This is a genomic window from Zeaxanthinibacter sp. PT1 (assembly GCF_028464225.1).
Classification (GTDB): domain Bacteria; phylum Bacteroidota; class Bacteroidia; order Flavobacteriales; family Flavobacteriaceae; genus Zeaxanthinibacter.
This window is the reverse complement of record NZ_JAQPCN010000001.1, coordinates 1449598-1466536: the sequence shown is the minus strand read 5'-3', so window position 1 is coordinate 1466536 and position 16939 is coordinate 1449598. Positions and strand designations below refer to the sequence as shown.

The 16939-nt window shown below is 45.3% G+C and carries 9 protein-coding genes; 5 read left to right on the top strand and 4 right to left on the bottom strand.

The annotated features are described in order from the left end of the window. Nucleotides 1–4: 4 nt before the first annotated feature. From PP178_RS06400 to pgmB, 3 genes are all read right to left on the bottom strand, one after another. Nucleotides 5–1819: a glycoside hydrolase family 13 protein gene (locus PP178_RS06400; protein ID WP_272593479.1), complete on the bottom strand. Its 1815-nt coding sequence runs from the start codon at nucleotides 1817–1819 to the stop codon at nucleotides 5–7. Between the two features lie 85 nt (nucleotides 1820–1904). Then, the gene (locus PP178_RS06395; protein WP_272593478.1) at nucleotides 1905–4214 is read right to left on the bottom strand and encodes a glycoside hydrolase family 65 protein; all 2310 of its coding nucleotides are present in this window, start codon (nucleotides 4212–4214) and stop codon (nucleotides 1905–1907) included. Beyond that, a complete protein-coding gene (gene pgmB, locus PP178_RS06390; protein WP_272593477.1) occupies nucleotides 4211–4870 on the bottom strand; it encodes a beta-phosphoglucomutase in 660 nt (219 codons plus the stop codon). The genes PP178_RS06395 and pgmB overlap by 4 nt, the downstream gene beginning before the upstream one ends. Nucleotides 4871–5470: 600 nt before the next feature. Here pgmB and PP178_RS06385 point away from each other — a divergent pair. The 5 genes from PP178_RS06385 (at nucleotide 5471) to PP178_RS06365 (ending at nucleotide 15764) form a co-directional block, all read left to right on the top strand. Beyond that, nucleotides 5471–8431, top strand: coding sequence for a SusC/RagA family TonB-linked outer membrane protein (locus tag PP178_RS06385; protein WP_272593476.1), 2961 nt, complete (start codon nucleotides 5471–5473; stop codon nucleotides 8429–8431). Nucleotides 8432–8440: 9 nt separating this feature from the next. Beyond that, entirely contained in the window at nucleotides 8441–10051 is a 1611-nt protein-coding gene (locus PP178_RS06380; protein ID WP_272593475.1) for a RagB/SusD family nutrient uptake outer membrane protein, read from the top strand. 12 nt (nucleotides 10052–10063) lie between these two features. Beyond that, nucleotides 10064–11641, top strand: a complete 1578-nt coding sequence (locus PP178_RS06375; protein WP_272593474.1) for a SusE domain-containing protein — start codon at nucleotides 10064–10066, stop codon at nucleotides 11639–11641. Nucleotides 11642–11733: 92 nt separating this feature from the next. After that, nucleotides 11734–15075: an alpha-amylase family glycosyl hydrolase gene (locus PP178_RS06370; RefSeq protein WP_272593473.1), complete on the top strand. Its 3342-nt coding sequence runs from the start codon at nucleotides 11734–11736 to the stop codon at nucleotides 15073–15075. Further along, nucleotides 15072–15764, top strand: a complete 693-nt coding sequence (locus PP178_RS06365; RefSeq protein ID WP_272593472.1) for a hypothetical protein — start codon at nucleotides 15072–15074, stop codon at nucleotides 15762–15764. The genes PP178_RS06370 and PP178_RS06365 overlap by 4 nt, the downstream gene beginning before the upstream one ends. A 15-nt stretch (nucleotides 15765–15779) precedes the next feature. Here the strand turns inward: PP178_RS06365 and PP178_RS06360 are convergent, their stop codons facing one another. Further along, a complete protein-coding gene (locus tag PP178_RS06360; protein ID WP_272593471.1) occupies nucleotides 15780–16808 on the bottom strand; it encodes a LacI family DNA-binding transcriptional regulator in 1029 nt (342 codons plus the stop codon). Nucleotides 16809–16939 lie beyond the last annotated feature (131 nt).

Sequence of the window (16939 nt, the reverse complement as noted above, 5' to 3'; positions counted from 1 at the left end):
CGAATTATAAAGTGAGTAATAAGAATCCTTTTTCGTCGAGTTGAAGCACATCATTCCAAATGAACTCCTCCCCACTGATCACATCTTTTGCCTTCTTCCCCTTCAATCCCATTTCAGAGTATCGTTGCAGTGGAATTTTTACCGCCGAATCATTTTTATTCAGGAACAGGACTACTGCCTGATCACCAATGGTCCGGAAAAGTGTATATACAGCATCTTCGGGTGCAAAGTGCCTGGTTTCACCCTGGTGCAGCACTTGGTTTCCCTTCCTGAAGTTCAATAACTTCTTTAGGGTTTGCTGCATATCCTTTTGTTCATCACTCAATCCTTGCCCGTTAAAGGCATTTACTTTATCTCCTTTCCATCCACCCGGAAAATCGGTCCTGATTAGGCCATGATCGCCCGGCTTCGCGCTGTTCTCCATGAGTATTTCTGTCCCGTAATACAGCTGGGGTATTCTAGGCACTGTTAATATATAGGCCAGGGCCATTTTTGTGAGAACAGCGTCTTCATCCAGCTGTGTGTACAAACGGTCCATGTCATGATTATCCCCAAAGATCATTATTGATTTTGGATCGTGGTAGTAGAAATCATTGGCTAGTCCCTCGTAAAGGGTATTAAATCCTTTATCCCAGCTTTCCTCTTGTTTTAAGGCATTAACAAGGGTTTGCTGCAAGGGGAAGTCCATCGTAGTTTTCAGATTAGATTCGTAATCCCCGGAGGCCGATGACCCGGATTGCCAATATCCCACCAATAGCGGATTATAACTCCACTCTTCTCCAACTATATTAAAATTGGGATACTCTGTCATGATCCTGCCGGCCCATTCAGACATAAATTCCTTATCCGGGTAGGGGTAAGTATCCTGTCTGATACCACCCAGGCCCAGAGTTTCTATCCACCACAAGCTGTTCTGGATTAGATAGGTGGCCATAAAAGGATTATCCTGGTTCAGATCGGGCATGGATGTGACAAACCAACCATTGTCCATGAGTTTTACATCTGCCTTAGCGGCGTAAGGATCCTGGTTAACTGTCCTCCGGTGATTGGTCACCGGGATTTTTTCCCCATTCTCAAAACCCTCCTGGTAGTGGATCCAGTCTTTGAAAGGGAGGTCTTTCATCCACCAGTGTTCCACCCCGATATGGTTAGCCACCTGGTCCATGATGAGTTTTATGCCCCGCTCCGAAGACTTTTCTGCAAGTTCTTTGTACTCCTGTAATGTTCCAAAACGTGGATCTACAAGGTAAAAATCTGTCATTGCATAACCGTGGTATGAAGCATTGGGCATATCATTGATAAGCAATGGACTAGACCAGATCGCAGTAAAACCCATTTCATCTATATAATCCAAGTGATTGATAATGCCGCGTATATCACCACCGTGCCTGCCGTAGTCATTCTTGCGGTCCACCTTAGTTTCCTTAAGACCTTTAACCTTGTCATTGGAAGGATCCCCATTAGCAAATCGGTCAGGGGTAATCAGGTAAATAACATCACTACTATCAAAGCCTACATAATCTTCGGCAGGTTTTACCCTCTCATTTAACAGGTAAGGCAGCCGGATTTCTTCCTTACCCTTCTTCAGGACGATATCAATCTTCCCTGCCCTGGCCCCCGGACCAATGTTAAGATCGAGGAAAAGGTAGTTAGGACTATCAGCTGCCTGCGCTTTGATAAGGGTCACATCTGAACCCTCTATCACAGCATCAAAACTACCGACATCAGGGCCATGCAGCATCAATTGCAACTCACTGTCCTTAAATCCCACCCACCAATTGGGAGGCTCAACACGAATTTCCTGAGCACTTGCTGACATTACAACCAATAGAAATAAAACATAACTAATGCTGCATTTACGAGACAAAATTGAACCTTGCTCCATATAAGCTTTATTTATTCGCCTATTGAACTTCCGTTGCGGTACCCGGTTGAAGCACTACTTTCTGCCCATTAAGGCGTAAAGACATTTCCTCTTTTGCGTCTAGGGTGAATACCGTTTTATCCTTATCCACATGAACTTTTAAAATCCTGTCCCTGAAATTGATCTTAAAGGAATACGATTTCCACTGTTCGGGAATCTTCGGGGCAAAAGATAATTTATCATTCCTGATCCGCATGCCCCCAAACCCTTCAACGATACTCATCCAGGTTCCGGCCATAGAAGTAATATGCAGCCCTTCCTCAACTTCTTTGTTGTAATCGTCCAGGTCTAACCTCGATGTCCTGAGGTAAAAAGCATAAGCCTGTTCCATTCGGTCCAGTTTCGCCGCCTGTATACTATGAACACATGGGGATAAAGAAGACTCGTGAACGGTAAATGGTTCATAGAAGTCGAAATGCTTTTCTAATTCCTCCTCGCTGAAATGATCTTCAAAGAAATAGAAGCCCTGTAAAACGTCTGCCTGCTTAATATAAGGCGAACGCAGGATACGGTCCCAGCTCCACTTCTGATTAATTGGTCGCTGTTTCTTATCCAGGTCTGCCACGGTGATTAATTCCTTATCCAGGAACCCGTCCTGCTGCAGGTAAATTCCTTTTTCTTCGGAATAGGGAAAGTACATATGGTCTGCAACCTTTTTCCATTTGTCAGTTTCTGCTGAAGTCAGCTTGGTTTTACCCGTGATCCTTTCGTAATCATCAGAATAACCGTCTTTTACCTTCTGCAACTGTTCCAGGGTGTAGTTGATACACCACTTTGCGATATAATTGGTATACCAGTTATTGTTGACGTTATTCTCATATTCGTTCGGCCCCGTTACGCCAAGGATAACATATTTCTTTTTCTGCTCCGAATAGCTCGCACGCTGGTGCCAGAACCTCGCTATCCCGATAAGGACTTCTAGGCCCATTTCCGGGATGTAGCTGTAATCCCCGGTATAACGATAATAGTTATAAATTGCATATGCGATCGCGCCATTCCTGTGGATTTCTTCAAAGGTGATCTCCCATTCGTTATGACATTCCTCCCCGTTCATAGTCACCATGGGGTATAGCGCAGCGCCGTTGTTAAATCCGAGTTTAGCTGCGTTTTCTATCGCTTTCTGCAAGTGATTATAACGGTACTTCAGCAGTTTTCTCGCTACCAGTTGATCTTTGGTAGACATATAGAAAGGAAGGCCATAGGCTTCGGTATCCCAATAGGTACTTCCCCCGTATTTCTCGCCGGTAAATCCTTTAGGCCCGATGTTTAACCTGGAATCCTTCCCGGTATAAGTTTGGTTAAGGTGGAATATATTAAAGCGTATCCCCTGTTGCGCCTTTACATCGCCTTCAATGGTGATATCACTCATCTCCCATATCGATGCCCAAGCTTCCTTCTGCTGTTCCAACATCGCTTCAAAGCCGGCTGCCTTCGCTTGTTTTAACACGGATTTTGCTGCAGACACCAATTCCCCCGGCTTGTGATTTCGGGATACGGTATATCCACCAAACTTATACAGCACTGTTGTTTTACCTTTCTCCGCTTGTTGGGTATAGGTATGGCCCACCCATTTTTCTTCGGTTTTTTCCTCCGGTTCCTGGCTAACTGACTTTCCATCATACTCAAGACTGCACTCCATAAAAGTGCAGGTATCAAAATTCGTTTTCATGGTATGAGCCTTGATAAAGGCCTGCGGAGCTTCCGAAAGTACTTCGGTCGTATTCCAGAATTTGTCATCCCAGTTAGTATCCTCGTTGGTGATACCGCTATCCAGGTAGGGAATAAATTTAATATTGGCATCACCGCTAAGCGGGGTAAGTTCGTACTTGATTGCTCCTACTTCGTCCAGGTCCATACTCAGGAAACGCGTAGCCCTAACAGAAATCTTTGTCTTATTAGCCATAGTAGCTTCAAAGCTTCGTCTATGCCAACCTTCCTTCATATTAAGTTCCCTCTTGTAATTATCTACAGAAGTACAGCTGTTCAGATCTAATTCCTCATCGTTGACAAATACCTGGATCCCGATCCAGCTCGGAGCATTGATCACCTTTGCAAAATATTCCGGATAACCGTTCTTCCACCAACCAACGCGAGTCTTATCGGGGTAATAAACTCCGCCTATATAACTTCCCTGGAAAGTTGGGCCACTGTAATTCTCCTCAAAATTGGCACGTTGCCCCATGGCACCGTTCCCCATACTGAACAGACTTTCGGAAGATTTTACTCTTTCCTTGTCAAATCCCTCTTCTATAATGGACCATGCATCTGCAATGATGTAATCTTGATTCATAACTTCTGTATTAATTCTTTTATAAATGCTAATTCGATTTCTGTAAAATCCTTAAAATTATAGTCGGCTTCCGTCAGGATATCAGGATGACCTATACCAACACTGGTCATTCCTGCAGTATTAGCAGCTTCTATGCCCGCAAGGGCATCTTCAAAAACCACGCAAGACCGTGCTTCGGCCCCCAGTTCCTTTGCCGCGATCAGGAATACCTCCGGATCAGGCTTTGCCTTGGTAACAGCTTTACCATCTACCACCGTATCAAAATAATCTGTAAGACCTACTTTGGCCAGGATAGCCCTGGCATTTTTGCTGGCAGAGCCTAAAGCCATAGGTATCTTTCGCTCTTTGAGGTAATCCAGGACTTTCATGACCCCGGGAAGGATCTCTGAAGAATCCATGCCTTCAATATACGACAAATAGTCTTCATTTTTAGAGATCAGCCAGGCTTCAAACTGTTGTTCGGACACACTCATATCCCCCATAGACAACAGTTGTTGTAAGCAGCGTTTACGGCTGACTCCTTTAAAAGCTTCATTCGCTTCTTCATCAAAAGGGATACCCAGTTCATCTGCCAGGTTTTTCCAAGCGAGGTAATGATAACCGGCAGTATCTACAATAACACCGTCCAGGTCAAATATAAATCCAATTTTTTCCATTTTTTTTATTTATTTCCGCTGACCAATACCAATTTAAACCCACCTTTCGGGCTTTCGTTCAATGCCCGAAACCGGAATAAGCGGTTACATAGCGGGATATACTTCTGCATCTACACTCTGGTCATACACCCCTGCTGACAAGAAATTAGCTGGAGTTCGGACTGCGCCAAAAATAGAAATTAATTTTAAGTACAAGCGATCCCGGTCCGTTGAACCTCTGTTGTTGCAGGCTTCGCAAACGTTTTCAGTCCAAATAGGAACATTTGATTCCGGAGTTCTTTGAACGGAATAAGGGGTTGGGAAATTAGGGCTTCAACTTCGGTAGACAGTGTAAAGACAGGATTTCAGGAATTAACTTTTCCTTAACACCGGTGATGCACATCAAAAATTATGTTAAAATTTTCATATCTGCGAAATTTTCCTGAATCGGACCATCATATTTGTAGTATTCATAAAAATCGCCCCGGTTTAGCTAAATATATTTTATCAACACGAAAACGTTTGAGTTGAATGCAATAGGGCAATAAGCCTAGATTTAACATTAATTTTACATATTTTACGCCCCGCTAAGCTCAAATTAAGCAATCTAAACTCAATTTTATGAAAAACATCAAGCAGTATCTGTCACTGCTGTTATTCCTTGTCCCTGCATTAATGCTGGCACAGGTGAATGTCAGTGGTACGGTTACCGATGGCAGTTCGGGGGAACCGCTGCCCGGAGTTAGTATCGTTATTAAGGGTACAACAACCGGGACCACCACAGATTTTGATGGAAATTATTCCATTAATGCCAGTACCGGGGATATTCTACAATTCTCCTATATCGCATTCAAATCCAAAGAAGTAACAGTAACCGGCCCCAACCTGGATGTCACTTTACAGGAAGATACGGAGCAGCTGGACGAAGTAGTAGTGATTGGTTATGGGTCTGTCCGAAAAGAAGATCTTACCGGAGCCGTAAACCTTGTAACGTCTAAGGATTTTAACAAAGGGCAAGTTTCATCTCCACAGCAATTAATACAAGGGAAGATAGCCGGTGTTTCTATCGTGAACGGCGGGGGTGCTCCGGGTGAAGGTTCTAACTTCCTGGTCAGGGGTATTGGATCCCTTAACCTGAATTCAAATCCCCTTTTCGTCGTGGACGGTGTACCCTTGAATGATGGCGGCGTAGGTGGAAGTCGGAACCCGCTAAACCTGATCAACCCAAATGATATTGAGGCGATCAGCGTATTAAAAGATGCCTCGGCCACATCGATCTATGGATCCAGGGCTGCCAATGGGGTGGTTCTGATCACAACCAAGAAAGGTAAAGCCGGGGAATTCTCATTTAACCTGAGAAGTAATACTTCAGTGTACGAACCGGTAAATACCGTAGATGTACTGAATCCCTCCCAGTTCAGGAAACTGGTCAGGGATACCGGTAACCAGGATTTCATAGACCGCCTGGGTACTGCCTCCACTGATTGGCAGGACCTGATTTACAGGACCGCATTCGGTTCTGATCATTCCTTAAGCGCTGTAGGTGCTGCATTCGGAGTTCCACTTAGAGCCTCTTTGGGATATTCTGACCAGGATGGTATTCTTAGCGGTGATAATTTTAATCGTCTTACCGCATCTGTAAACCTGACTCCACGACTACTTGATGACCACCTGAAATTTGAGGTAAATGCAAGGGTTGCACGCACCGAGAACACTTTTGCAGACAGGGGGGCTATCGGATCAGCTGTTTCATTTGACCCTACCAAACCCGTATACGATCAGAATTCACCTTTCTTCGCATTTACCGATGATAATGGTACCGACTTTGGCTATTACTCCTGGCTGAACGCTGCAGGAACTAGTCAGCTGAACCTGGCGCCGACTAACCCGGTGGCCATCCTGGATCTTATCGATGACCAGGCTACAGTAGATCGTTTTGTCGGAAATTTAAAGGCCGATTACGAGTTACATTGGGTAACCGGTTTAACTGCTACAGTAAACGGAGGTTACGACCTTTCTAAAAGTGAAGGCGGAAAGACCATCCCCAATAATTTTCCTACATCGGCAACCGGTTATGACGGCAGGACTGAGCGATACACACAGGAAGCCAAGAACTACCTGTTTGACGCCTACCTTAATTATAAAAGAGAATTTGATAAGCACAACCTGGACGTAACCGGAGGTTATTCGTACCAGCGATTCGAGTTTGATAATTTTTCCAACAACGTGGAACGCATCCTCAATGCCGATGGTTCTCTAAATGATGAAGCATCCCTGGACGAGACTTTCATTGACAAGTCGCGTAACGTATTACTTTCATATTTCGGGCGACTTAATTATGATTTTGACGGCAGGTACCTGGTTACAGCTACCTTAAGAGCGGATGCTTCCTCCAAATTAAACCCTAATGACCGATGGGGATATTTCCCATCTGCAGCATTAGCCTGGAACATCCATAATGAAAGCTTCCTGGCCAATGGTCCCTTTGACCAATTAAAACTTCGTATTGGCTATGGTGAGGTTGGTAATGTTAACGGATTAGGAGATTACAATTTCCTGACCAGGTACGTAATCAGTACACCAAGTGCCCAGTACCAGTTCGGGGATTCGTTTTTCAGAACTTTCAGACCCGAACCGATCAACGAAGATCTCCGTTGGGAAGTAGGTAACACCTTAAACGCCGGAATCGACTTCTCTGTTCTAGAAAGCAGGGTATCCGGTTCTGTGAACGCCTATATCAAAACGACTGAAGACCTGATTGCCACAACCGTAGTTGATCCATTTACCAACTTCGGAAATACCATCAGTGCTAATATCGGCGATATGGAGAACCGGGGTGTTGAGGTAGAACTCAACCTGGTACCTGTGCGCACCGAGGACCTGGAATGGAGCATTAATTACAATATCTCCGTAAACGACAACGAGATCACTCGTTTACCAGACACTCAGGATGTGGGTGGGATATCAGGCGGTGTTGGTAACACGGTACAACGCCACCAGGTAGGAGCTGCTCCTTTTTCGTATTTCGTTTATAAGCAGATCTACGATGTGAATGGCAAGCCCATAGAAGGTGCTTATGCAGACCTGAATGACGATGGGCAGATCAACTCTGAGGATCGCTACCTGTACAAGAATCCCTATGCGGATATTCTCATGGGGCTAAGCACCAACTTATCTTATAAGAACTGGGACTTCTCCGCCGTATCTCGTGCCAGTATCGGGAACTACAACTACAACAACGTAGCCAGTACAACCGCACTGAACGGGGTGTTTTCTAATGATATCCTGAGGAATATCCCGGCAGATTACCTGAGAACCGAGTTCCAGCAGTTTACCGAAACCAACCTTTTAAGCGACTACTTTATCGAGAATGCTTCCTTTTTCAGGCTCGATAATGTAACTTTAGGATACACCCTCACGGAAGGATTTTTTGGCAACCCTTTGCGTTTCTACGCATCTGGTCAGAACCTGCTGGTAGTGACCAATTACAACGGGCTCGACCCGGAAATCACGGGTGGAATCGACAATAATTTTTATCCCAGGCCGAGGGTCTTGACCATCGGATTAGATATCAACTTTTAACAAATAGCCATGAAAAAGTATACAATATTAATGGGAGGCCTTTTGCTGCTTATCGGCATCAGTGCCTGTACCAGCGATCTGGACCAGACGCCTATAGATCCGGACCTTTTTACGGAAGTAGACGTTTATAAAAATTCCCAGGAGGCAAAAGGCGCCCTGGCTAAACTTTATGCAGGTCTTGCATTGACCGGTCAACAAGGTCCGGCAGGGCAAGCAGACATTAGCGGGGTTGATGAGGGATTCTCACAATTCTCAAGGATGCTGTTCAACTTAAATGAACTCACCACAGATCACGCGGTGGTTGGCTGGGGAGACCCGGGTTTACCTAACCTGCACGCGATGAGCTGGGGAGCAGGGAACGACTTTACGACAGCCATGTATTTTCGCTTGTCTCAGGTAGTTTCTTTCTCAAACTCCTTTATTTCAAATGCAGAGGTATTATCCGATGACCCGGAGGTAGCCTCTTTTATTGCCGAAGCGCGTTTTATCAGGGCCTATGCTTATTATAACCTGATGGACCTTTTTGCAAATGTGCCTTTGGTGACCGAGATTACCACGGAGCTTCCGGAGCAAAGCAACAGGGATGAGATCTTTGCCTTTGTAGAAAGTGAGTTACAAGCTATTGAAGCCGACCTAAAAGCACCCGGTGCTAACGAATATGGTCGGGTAGACCAGGCTGCCGCCTGGGCATTACTCTCAAGACTGTACCTGAATGCAGAAGAATTCGTAGGACAGAACCGCTATGCAGATGTGATCACCAATGCAGATAAGGTGATTAACAGTAGCTACAGTATCAACACCAACGACGGGAACGGCAATGGATCAGCTTATGATGAATTGTTCCTGGCGGATAACGATACAAATGGAGCTCAGAATGAGTTCCTGTTTGTCCTCACCTTTGACGGGATCAACCAGCAAACTTTTGGAGGAACAACCTTCCTAACCCATGCCCCTCTAGGTGGGGATATGGATCCTGTACTCTTCGGCGTTAACGGGGGTTGGTTTGGATACCGCACCACCAAGGCTTTTGTAGACCAGTTTGACTACGCCGTTACAGAAAGGGATGGAAATAATCATCCGGTGGCATGGAACGATGCAAGAGCCCAATTCTTTACAGAAGGTCAGAATTATGAAATTGAAACTATCGCTAACACTTTCGAGGATGGATATGCCCTTGGTAAATTCAAGAATGTAAATGTGAATGGCGAACAAGGAAGTGATAAGTCAGGAGATTTTGTCGATACAGATCTCCCACTGATCAGGCTGGCAGAGGTTTACCTTAACTATGCGGAAGCAGTAGCCCGAGGTGCCGGTGGAGATATCTCTAAAGCCACTTCCCTGGTTAACGAACTTAGAGCAAGGGCCGGTGCACCGGTTATTACCTCAGTTGACATAGACCCGGAATTTGTACTGGCAGAGCGTTCCAGGGAACTGCACTGGGAAGGCCTGAGACGGACAGACCTGATCCGTTATAATCTTTTTACAACCGGCTCATATCTCTGGCCTTTTAAAGGTGGGGCTCAGAATGGAAAAGCGGTGGAGAGTTTCCGCAAGGTTTTCCCATTACCTGAAAACGTACTACTTATCAACACCAATCTAACTCAAAACGAAGGATACTAATACTGAACAATTATGAAAGCATTTACCAATTATCTGAAAATATTCATGGGGGTCTTTGTATTGGCCTTCGGTATGGTTGCCTGTGACAAGGAGGATTATCTCATCTTTACCGCACAGGAACCCAGTGAAGCGATTAGCTTTGAGAATACGGCATCAGCTAACTACCTTTTGTCTGCCGAAACGAAAAATAACATTGCCGAGCGATTTGTTTGGAACAAACCGGATTTTGGAGCTCCAACAACGGTGAGCTATACGGTCGAAGGTTCAGTTAGTGCTGATTTCAGTACTGTGGACTACGATTCAGGAACATTGAGTGAAACCAATCACGCGATCCTTGTCAATACACTGATTCAACTTGCTGAAACTTTAGGACTTGATTCCGATCCTGCAACTACGAATGAGGAAGGAGAACCCAATAATACCGGAACAGTCTACTTCCGTGTTAAGGCTTTTGTAGGAAGCGATGGAGCTACCAATGAGGTTAAATCTGTTTCCGAGTTAATGTCGATGACAATTACTATGGTAGAAAAACAAGCAGAAGGCAATAATGCCAATTGTGAGCTTGATCAGCTGTGGATTGTTGGTGCCGGTGCACCTGATGCCGGCTGGGGTTGGGATACCCCGGTACAAGTACCTTGTACAGGAGATGGGGTTTACTCTGCTAATGTATCTTTCCAAAGTACTGTAGATGCCAATAATTTCAGATTCTTCACCACAGAAGGTGACTGGGGATCTGGTCAGAATTACCCTTATTTTGCGGATGCTGGCTACACCATTGACAATAACTTTGAAAATGCCATGGATGGGGACAGTAATTTCGCCTTTGTCGGTACTACTGGCACATATAACCTGACCATTGACACAAAAAACCTGACGATTACTCTTGCTCCTCCTGTAAGTGACCCAAATTGCGACCTGGACCAATTATGGATTGTTGGTGCTGGTGCCCCTGCAGCGGGCTGGGGATGGGATTCGCCAGTACAAGTTAGTTGCACAGGTGAAGGGACCTATTCTGCCAATGTTACCTTACAAAATAACGGTGGAGCGGATAATAATTTCCGATTCTTTACAACGGAAGGTGATTGGGGATCAGGCCAGAATTACCCATACTTCGCAGATGCAGGATATACGATTGATAGTAATTTTGTAAATGCCGGTGACGGTGATAGTAACTTTGCTTTTATTGGTGTTTCCGGCTCCTATACCTTAACAGTAGATACCGTTAACAAAGTGATCAGTTTAGGATCACCGAGTTGTGAATACGACCAGCTATGGATTGTAGGAGCAGGTGCTCCTGATGCTGGCTGGAGTTGGGATACACCTGTTCAGGTGAGCTGCTCTGGCAACGGTATTTACTCTGCGAATGTAACCTTCCAAAGTACTGCCGACGCAAATAATTTCAGGTTCTTCACCGTAGAAGGTGATTGGGGTTCTGGTTTAAATTTCCCCTATTTTGAAGGTGAAGGATATACTATAGATGCCAATTTTGAGAACGCAGGAGACGGAGACAGTAATTTTGCCTTCGTCGGTGCAGATGGCACTTATATCCTAACTGTAGATACTGTTAATAAAGTTATATCTCTTTATTAAGATGTTCGCAAGAACTCAAGATTGTGTTTAATTCATTCCTATATTGCTCAAGGGCCGTTTTAAACGGCCCTTTTGTTTCAATACACTCAACTATGAAAATACACGGTTTTCTAATTCTCTTTTTGTCCGGTTTACTGACTACGGTAGCCCAGACCATCACTCTGGACCCGCCGGTCTTTTCAGAAAATACAGAGATAACGGTTACTGTTTCAGATTTTGATCCGGTTTCCGAATGGGGCACTCCTGATCTTTATCTCTGGGCTTGGTACAATCCGGATTCTAACGGAGCAGATGCTCCCTCGAATGGTAGCTGGTCTAATTCTGATGAGGCTGCAAAATTCACGGATAACGGTGATGGAACCTACTCCTATGTATTTACCCCAACGACCTTCTACGGAGCGACCGGCATTACCGAAATCGGGCTGCTCGTTAAATCAAAAGATGGCAGCAATAAGACAACAGACTACCTTTATGATGTGGGTGGGTACCAGATGGGGCTGACAAGCCCGTCTAAAGACTTAACCATTGTTACAGCCGGCAATAACTTTACCATTGAGGCTACGACCTCCGAAGTATCGGATTGGAGCCTGTATGCAGATGATGTACTTATCCATACGGCATCCGCTACTGACACTTATTCGTACAGCCAGGTGGTGAACCAGACCACCAACTTCCGGCTAGTGGCAACCAACGGCTCCGAGAACCTGGAAGAAGTATTTACCGCAGCAATCGCACCCACGGTTACGGAAGAAGCACTTCCTGCCGGATTGAAGAATGGTATAAATCGGGATGAAGCCGATCCTACCAAAGCTACCCTGGTGTTCTACGCCCCGGGGAAAGAATTTGTACATGTAATCGGCGATTTTAACAACTGGCTGGTCAACAGCGATTACCTGATGAAGAAAGACCCTGCTACAGACCAATTCTGGTTAGAACTCTCAGGCCTTACCCCCCAGTTTAACCATTTATTTCAATACCTCGTAGAATACGATATCAATGTCGCAGATCCCTACTCTACCCTCGTTTTGGATGGGTACGGAAACGACGCATTTATCGACCAAACCACCTATCCTGATTTACCCGCATACCCCACCGGGCAATCCCATGCAATCACCGTACTACGGACCGGGGACACTCCTTACAACTGGCAGGTTACTAACTTTGAAAAACCTAAAAAGACAGACCTGGTCATCTATGAATTATTGATACGTGATTTTGATGCCCTGCATAGCTTTGATGCTGTAAGGGCCAGGTTGGATTACTTACAAGAGTTAGGTGTCAACGCCATCGAATTGATGCCGGTAAATGAATTTGACGGGAATGAAAGCTGGGGGTATAACCCCGCTTTTCACATGGCACTGGATAAGTATTACGGAACTGCAGATGCCCTTAAGCAATTGGTGGATGAAGCGCACGCAAGGGGTATGGCCGTAATCATTGACGTAGTCTATAACCACGCTTCGGGACAACATCCCTACTACCGAATGTGGAATACCGATAACGGAGGTACCGGTGGACAGGCCAGTACGGATAACCCCTTCTTTAACCCAACAGCGACACATTCCTACAGCGTGTTCAATGATTTCAACCACCAGAGCCAGGCTACCCGGGATTACGTGAACCAGACCGTAGAATACTGGATCGAAGAATTCAGGCTAGATGGGATGCGATGGGATCTTACGAAAGGGTTTACCCAGAACTGTTCAGCATCAGACCAGAACTGTACCAACAACCTGCAACAAGACCGTGTAGATGTTTTACAGGGCTATGCAGATACCCAATGGGCTTCTGACCCTGACTTCTACGTGATCTTTGAACACCTGGGAGGAATACAGGAAGAGATCCAATGGGCAGAATACCGGAAAGATGAAGGGAAAGGTATCTTGTTATGGAATAAACAGACGGAGCCTTATAACGAAGCCACCCTGGGCTACCACGAGAACGGTAAGTCTGACTTCTCAGGAGTATCGCATCTCCAGAAAGGTTTTCTAAGACCATCTGCAATCTCTTATATGGAGAGCCATGACGAGGAGCGTCTGATGTATAAGAACCTGCAGTTCGGGAATACGGGGCCTGCTAATTACTCCGTTAAAGATCTGCCCACAGCACTTGAACGCATGGAAACTGCCGGGGCCTTCTTTTTTACGGTGCCGGGGCCTAAGATGATCTGGCAATTCGGAGAGCTGGGTTATGAAGTATCTATAGATTTTAACGGTCGTGTCGGCAATAAACCCATCCGTTGGGAATACGCAGACGATCCTGCACGTAAATCCATATATGATACCTGGGCCGACCTCATAGAACTCAGGATCAATGAACCGATTTTTGAAACCTCTGATTTTGAGCTGGACCTGGGGAGTACAGACGGACTGAAAAAAATCCACCTGGCCCTTGATTCTGCCACCGCTGACGAGATTAAATATGTGACAATCATTGGAAACTTCGGGGTGCAGGAAAAGCAAATAAATCCGGAATTCCAGGAAACAGGGGTTTGGTACGAGTTTTTAAATGGCAACCGTAAATTTATAGTCACGGATAGTAATCAATCCATCAGCCTGCAACCGGGTGAATTCCGGATTTTCGGAAATAATCCTACGGCACTATTCCCGGATGAGAACATCCCGGATGATGATCATGACGGGGTAGAAAATAGCTTTGACAGCTGCCCCGGGACTCCTTTAGGATCTTCGGTAGATGTAAATGGCTGCGTAGTCTTTAACCTGCCTGCAGGGAACTTTACCATAGAGACGGCCAGCGAAACCTGCAGGAACAGTGATAACGGGAGCATTACGATCAATGCCCAGCAATCCCTGGCTTATACCGCTACTTTAACAGGCCCATCGACACTTGTACAGGGATTTACGGAACAGACCGTATTTACTGCTTTGTCTGCCGCCCAATATACCCTTTGCATAACTGTGGATGCAGAGAGTGGTTATGAACAATGCTATCAACTGGAGATCACCGAACCCGAAGACCTATCGGTTAGTTCCAAGGTAAATAACAGCAGTAAATTTGTTTCCCTGCAGCTTAAAGGAGGTAGCACTTATGAGATCATCCTCAATGGCAGGCAATATACCACCACAGCTAGCTATTTTGAACTTCCCTTAGACCGGGGAGCCAATGAACTGAGCGTTTCTACCGATAAGGATTGTCAAGGAGTTTATGACGAGACCATTTACCTGAGTAGTTCGCCCCTGTACCCTAACCCGGTGAGCGCCCAGCAACTGAACGTGGAGCTGCAGGAATCCCTGGTCGGAGAAAAAGTGATGATAGACGTTTACGACCTGGGTGGGAGGATTCAACTAAGCACCACGGTCCAGCCCGCGTCTCCATCCATATCCCTGGATATCTCAGGCCTGGCCGAAGGGACCTACCTTGTAGGCATTACGACAAAAGATGGTCAAAAATTCCATAAACTTCTCAAAATATGAAAAAGCTTTTCAATTGCATTTGCACGGTATTACTCGTTTCCTGCAGCAGTGGTGGGGATAGCAGTGAACCTAAACCTGAGCCGGTTGTACCTCCGGGTGCAGCGAGTCTAATATTCCCTGAAGACAATACAGAATGCCAGGAAGGAAGTATTATCTCCGATACGGAAAGCCGGGTCTTATTCCAGTGGAACGCCTCCGAAAACACGGATAGTTACCAGCTGGTCATCTCTAATCTGGAAACAGGCAGCGAACAGACGGCAAACACTTCCGAGACCGAATTAGACATCGCCATTCTTCGCGGCACACCTTATTCCTGGAAAGTGATCTCTAAAGCTACCGCTTCCTCAGAGACAGCAGAAAGCCCTGTCTGGAAGTTTTACAATGCAGGGCAGGCTACCGCGCATCATGCTCCTTTTCCTGCTGATGTGATCTCCCCTTCTTCCGGTTCGGCCGTAGACCCGGGAAGCGTAACGCTTTCTTGGTCCACGACTGACATCGATGATGACATTGCTGAATACCAGGTATTATTGGATACCATGAACCCTCCTACAGCGGACATAGCAACTACTGCGGAAACCTCAACGTCAGTAAACGTCAATAGCGGACAAATATATTACTGGAGGGTTATTACTAAGGACTTAGCAGGGAACACCGCTGCATCACAAGTATTCCAATTCAGGGTCAGATAGTATTTACAATTTGGGTTATGATGATCGGGTGGATTCCCGCTCGATCAGCGTAGCCTCGACTACTTCTGTATGGTATTGCTCATCCCCTTCTTCCACATCACTTTCCACTTTATCGATCAGCATTTTGGCCGCAATAGTTCCCATTTCTTCCCCGTGCTGGGCTACGGAACTCAAGGTAGGATTAGAAAGTCTTGAAAGTATGCCATCGGTAAAGCCAATTACGGAAACATCTGTCGGTACTTGCAACTGGTTATCCTGTAGAAAGCGGATGGTCCTTATGGCAAAGATCTCGTTCACACAAAGTACAGCATCGACTTCCTGGGTGGCAAAGAAGACTTCGCTTAATTTCTCATCCTCATATTGGTAGGGTAAGCGTAAGATCAGTTCTTCCCTGACAGGGATGTTGTGCTCTTGCAAAGCTTGCTTATACCCATCCTCTCTTTTACTGCTGACATTAAGGTAATTCTCCGTGGTGACCAAGGCAATACGCTTCCTGCCATCCGCGATCATTTTACTGACTGCCATATGCGCAGCCGCCTGGTCATCGATGACTACCTTATCACAATTAACCTCATCAGTTACCCTGTCAAACAATACCAGGGGAATTCCCTGGTCTGTCACTTGCTTAAGATGGTTAAAGTCGTTCTTTAACTGAGTTTCGGCGGAGAGTGCCATGATAAAACCATCTATGCTCCCATTGGCCAGCATTTCCATATTGATCACTTCCTTATCAAATGATTCATCGGAAACACAGACGATCACATTGTACCCTTTATCATTAGCATATTTCTCGATCCCCCGGAAAACAGTGGTAAAAAAATGATGAACAATATCGGGGATGATCACCCCGATATTCTTAGTTTTCTTATTCTTCAGGCTTATCGCGATATTGTTAGGCTTATAATTATAAAGCTTAGCAAATGCCTGGATCTTCTCCTTGGTTTCCCGGCTTATCTCTTCGCTATTCTTAAGCGCTTTGGACACGGTAGAAATGGAAACATCCAATTCCCTGGCAATGTGTTTAAGTGTAATTTTTCGTTTCACAGGTAAGAGAAGTATTTAGAATATGATGCTGAAAGGTATAAATATCAAGCTTAAAAGAAATACTAATTTTAACAGTATCAAAGTAAATGGACGAATGATTTGCCCATTAAGATAATCTTAAGGCAATCAAA

What these genes read in the sequence shown, in the direction of transcription:
- PP178_RS06400 (WP_272593479.1), bottom strand. Translation starts at nt 1,819, where the DNA reads ATGTCAGCAAGTGCTCAGGAAATTCGTGTTGAGCCTCCCAATTGGTGG.
- PP178_RS06395 (WP_272593478.1), bottom strand. Translation starts at nt 4,214, where the DNA reads ATGAATCAAGATTACATCATTGCAGATGCATGGTCCATTATAGAAGAG.
- pgmB (WP_272593477.1), bottom strand. Translation starts at nt 4,870, where the DNA reads ATGGAAAAAATTGGATTTATATTTGACCTGGACGGTGTTATTGTAGAT.
- PP178_RS06385 (WP_272593476.1), top strand. Translation starts at nt 5,471, where the DNA reads ATGAAAAACATCAAGCAGTATCTGTCACTGCTGTTATTCCTTGTCCCT.
- PP178_RS06380 (WP_272593475.1), top strand. Translation starts at nt 8,441, where the DNA reads ATGAAAAAGTATACAATATTAATGGGAGGCCTTTTGCTGCTTATCGGC.
- PP178_RS06375 (WP_272593474.1), top strand. Translation starts at nt 10,064, where the DNA reads ATGAAAGCATTTACCAATTATCTGAAAATATTCATGGGGGTCTTTGTA.
- PP178_RS06370 (WP_272593473.1), top strand. Translation starts at nt 11,734, where the DNA reads ATGAAAATACACGGTTTTCTAATTCTCTTTTTGTCCGGTTTACTGACT.
- PP178_RS06365 (WP_272593472.1), top strand. Translation starts at nt 15,072, where the DNA reads ATGAAAAAGCTTTTCAATTGCATTTGCACGGTATTACTCGTTTCCTGC.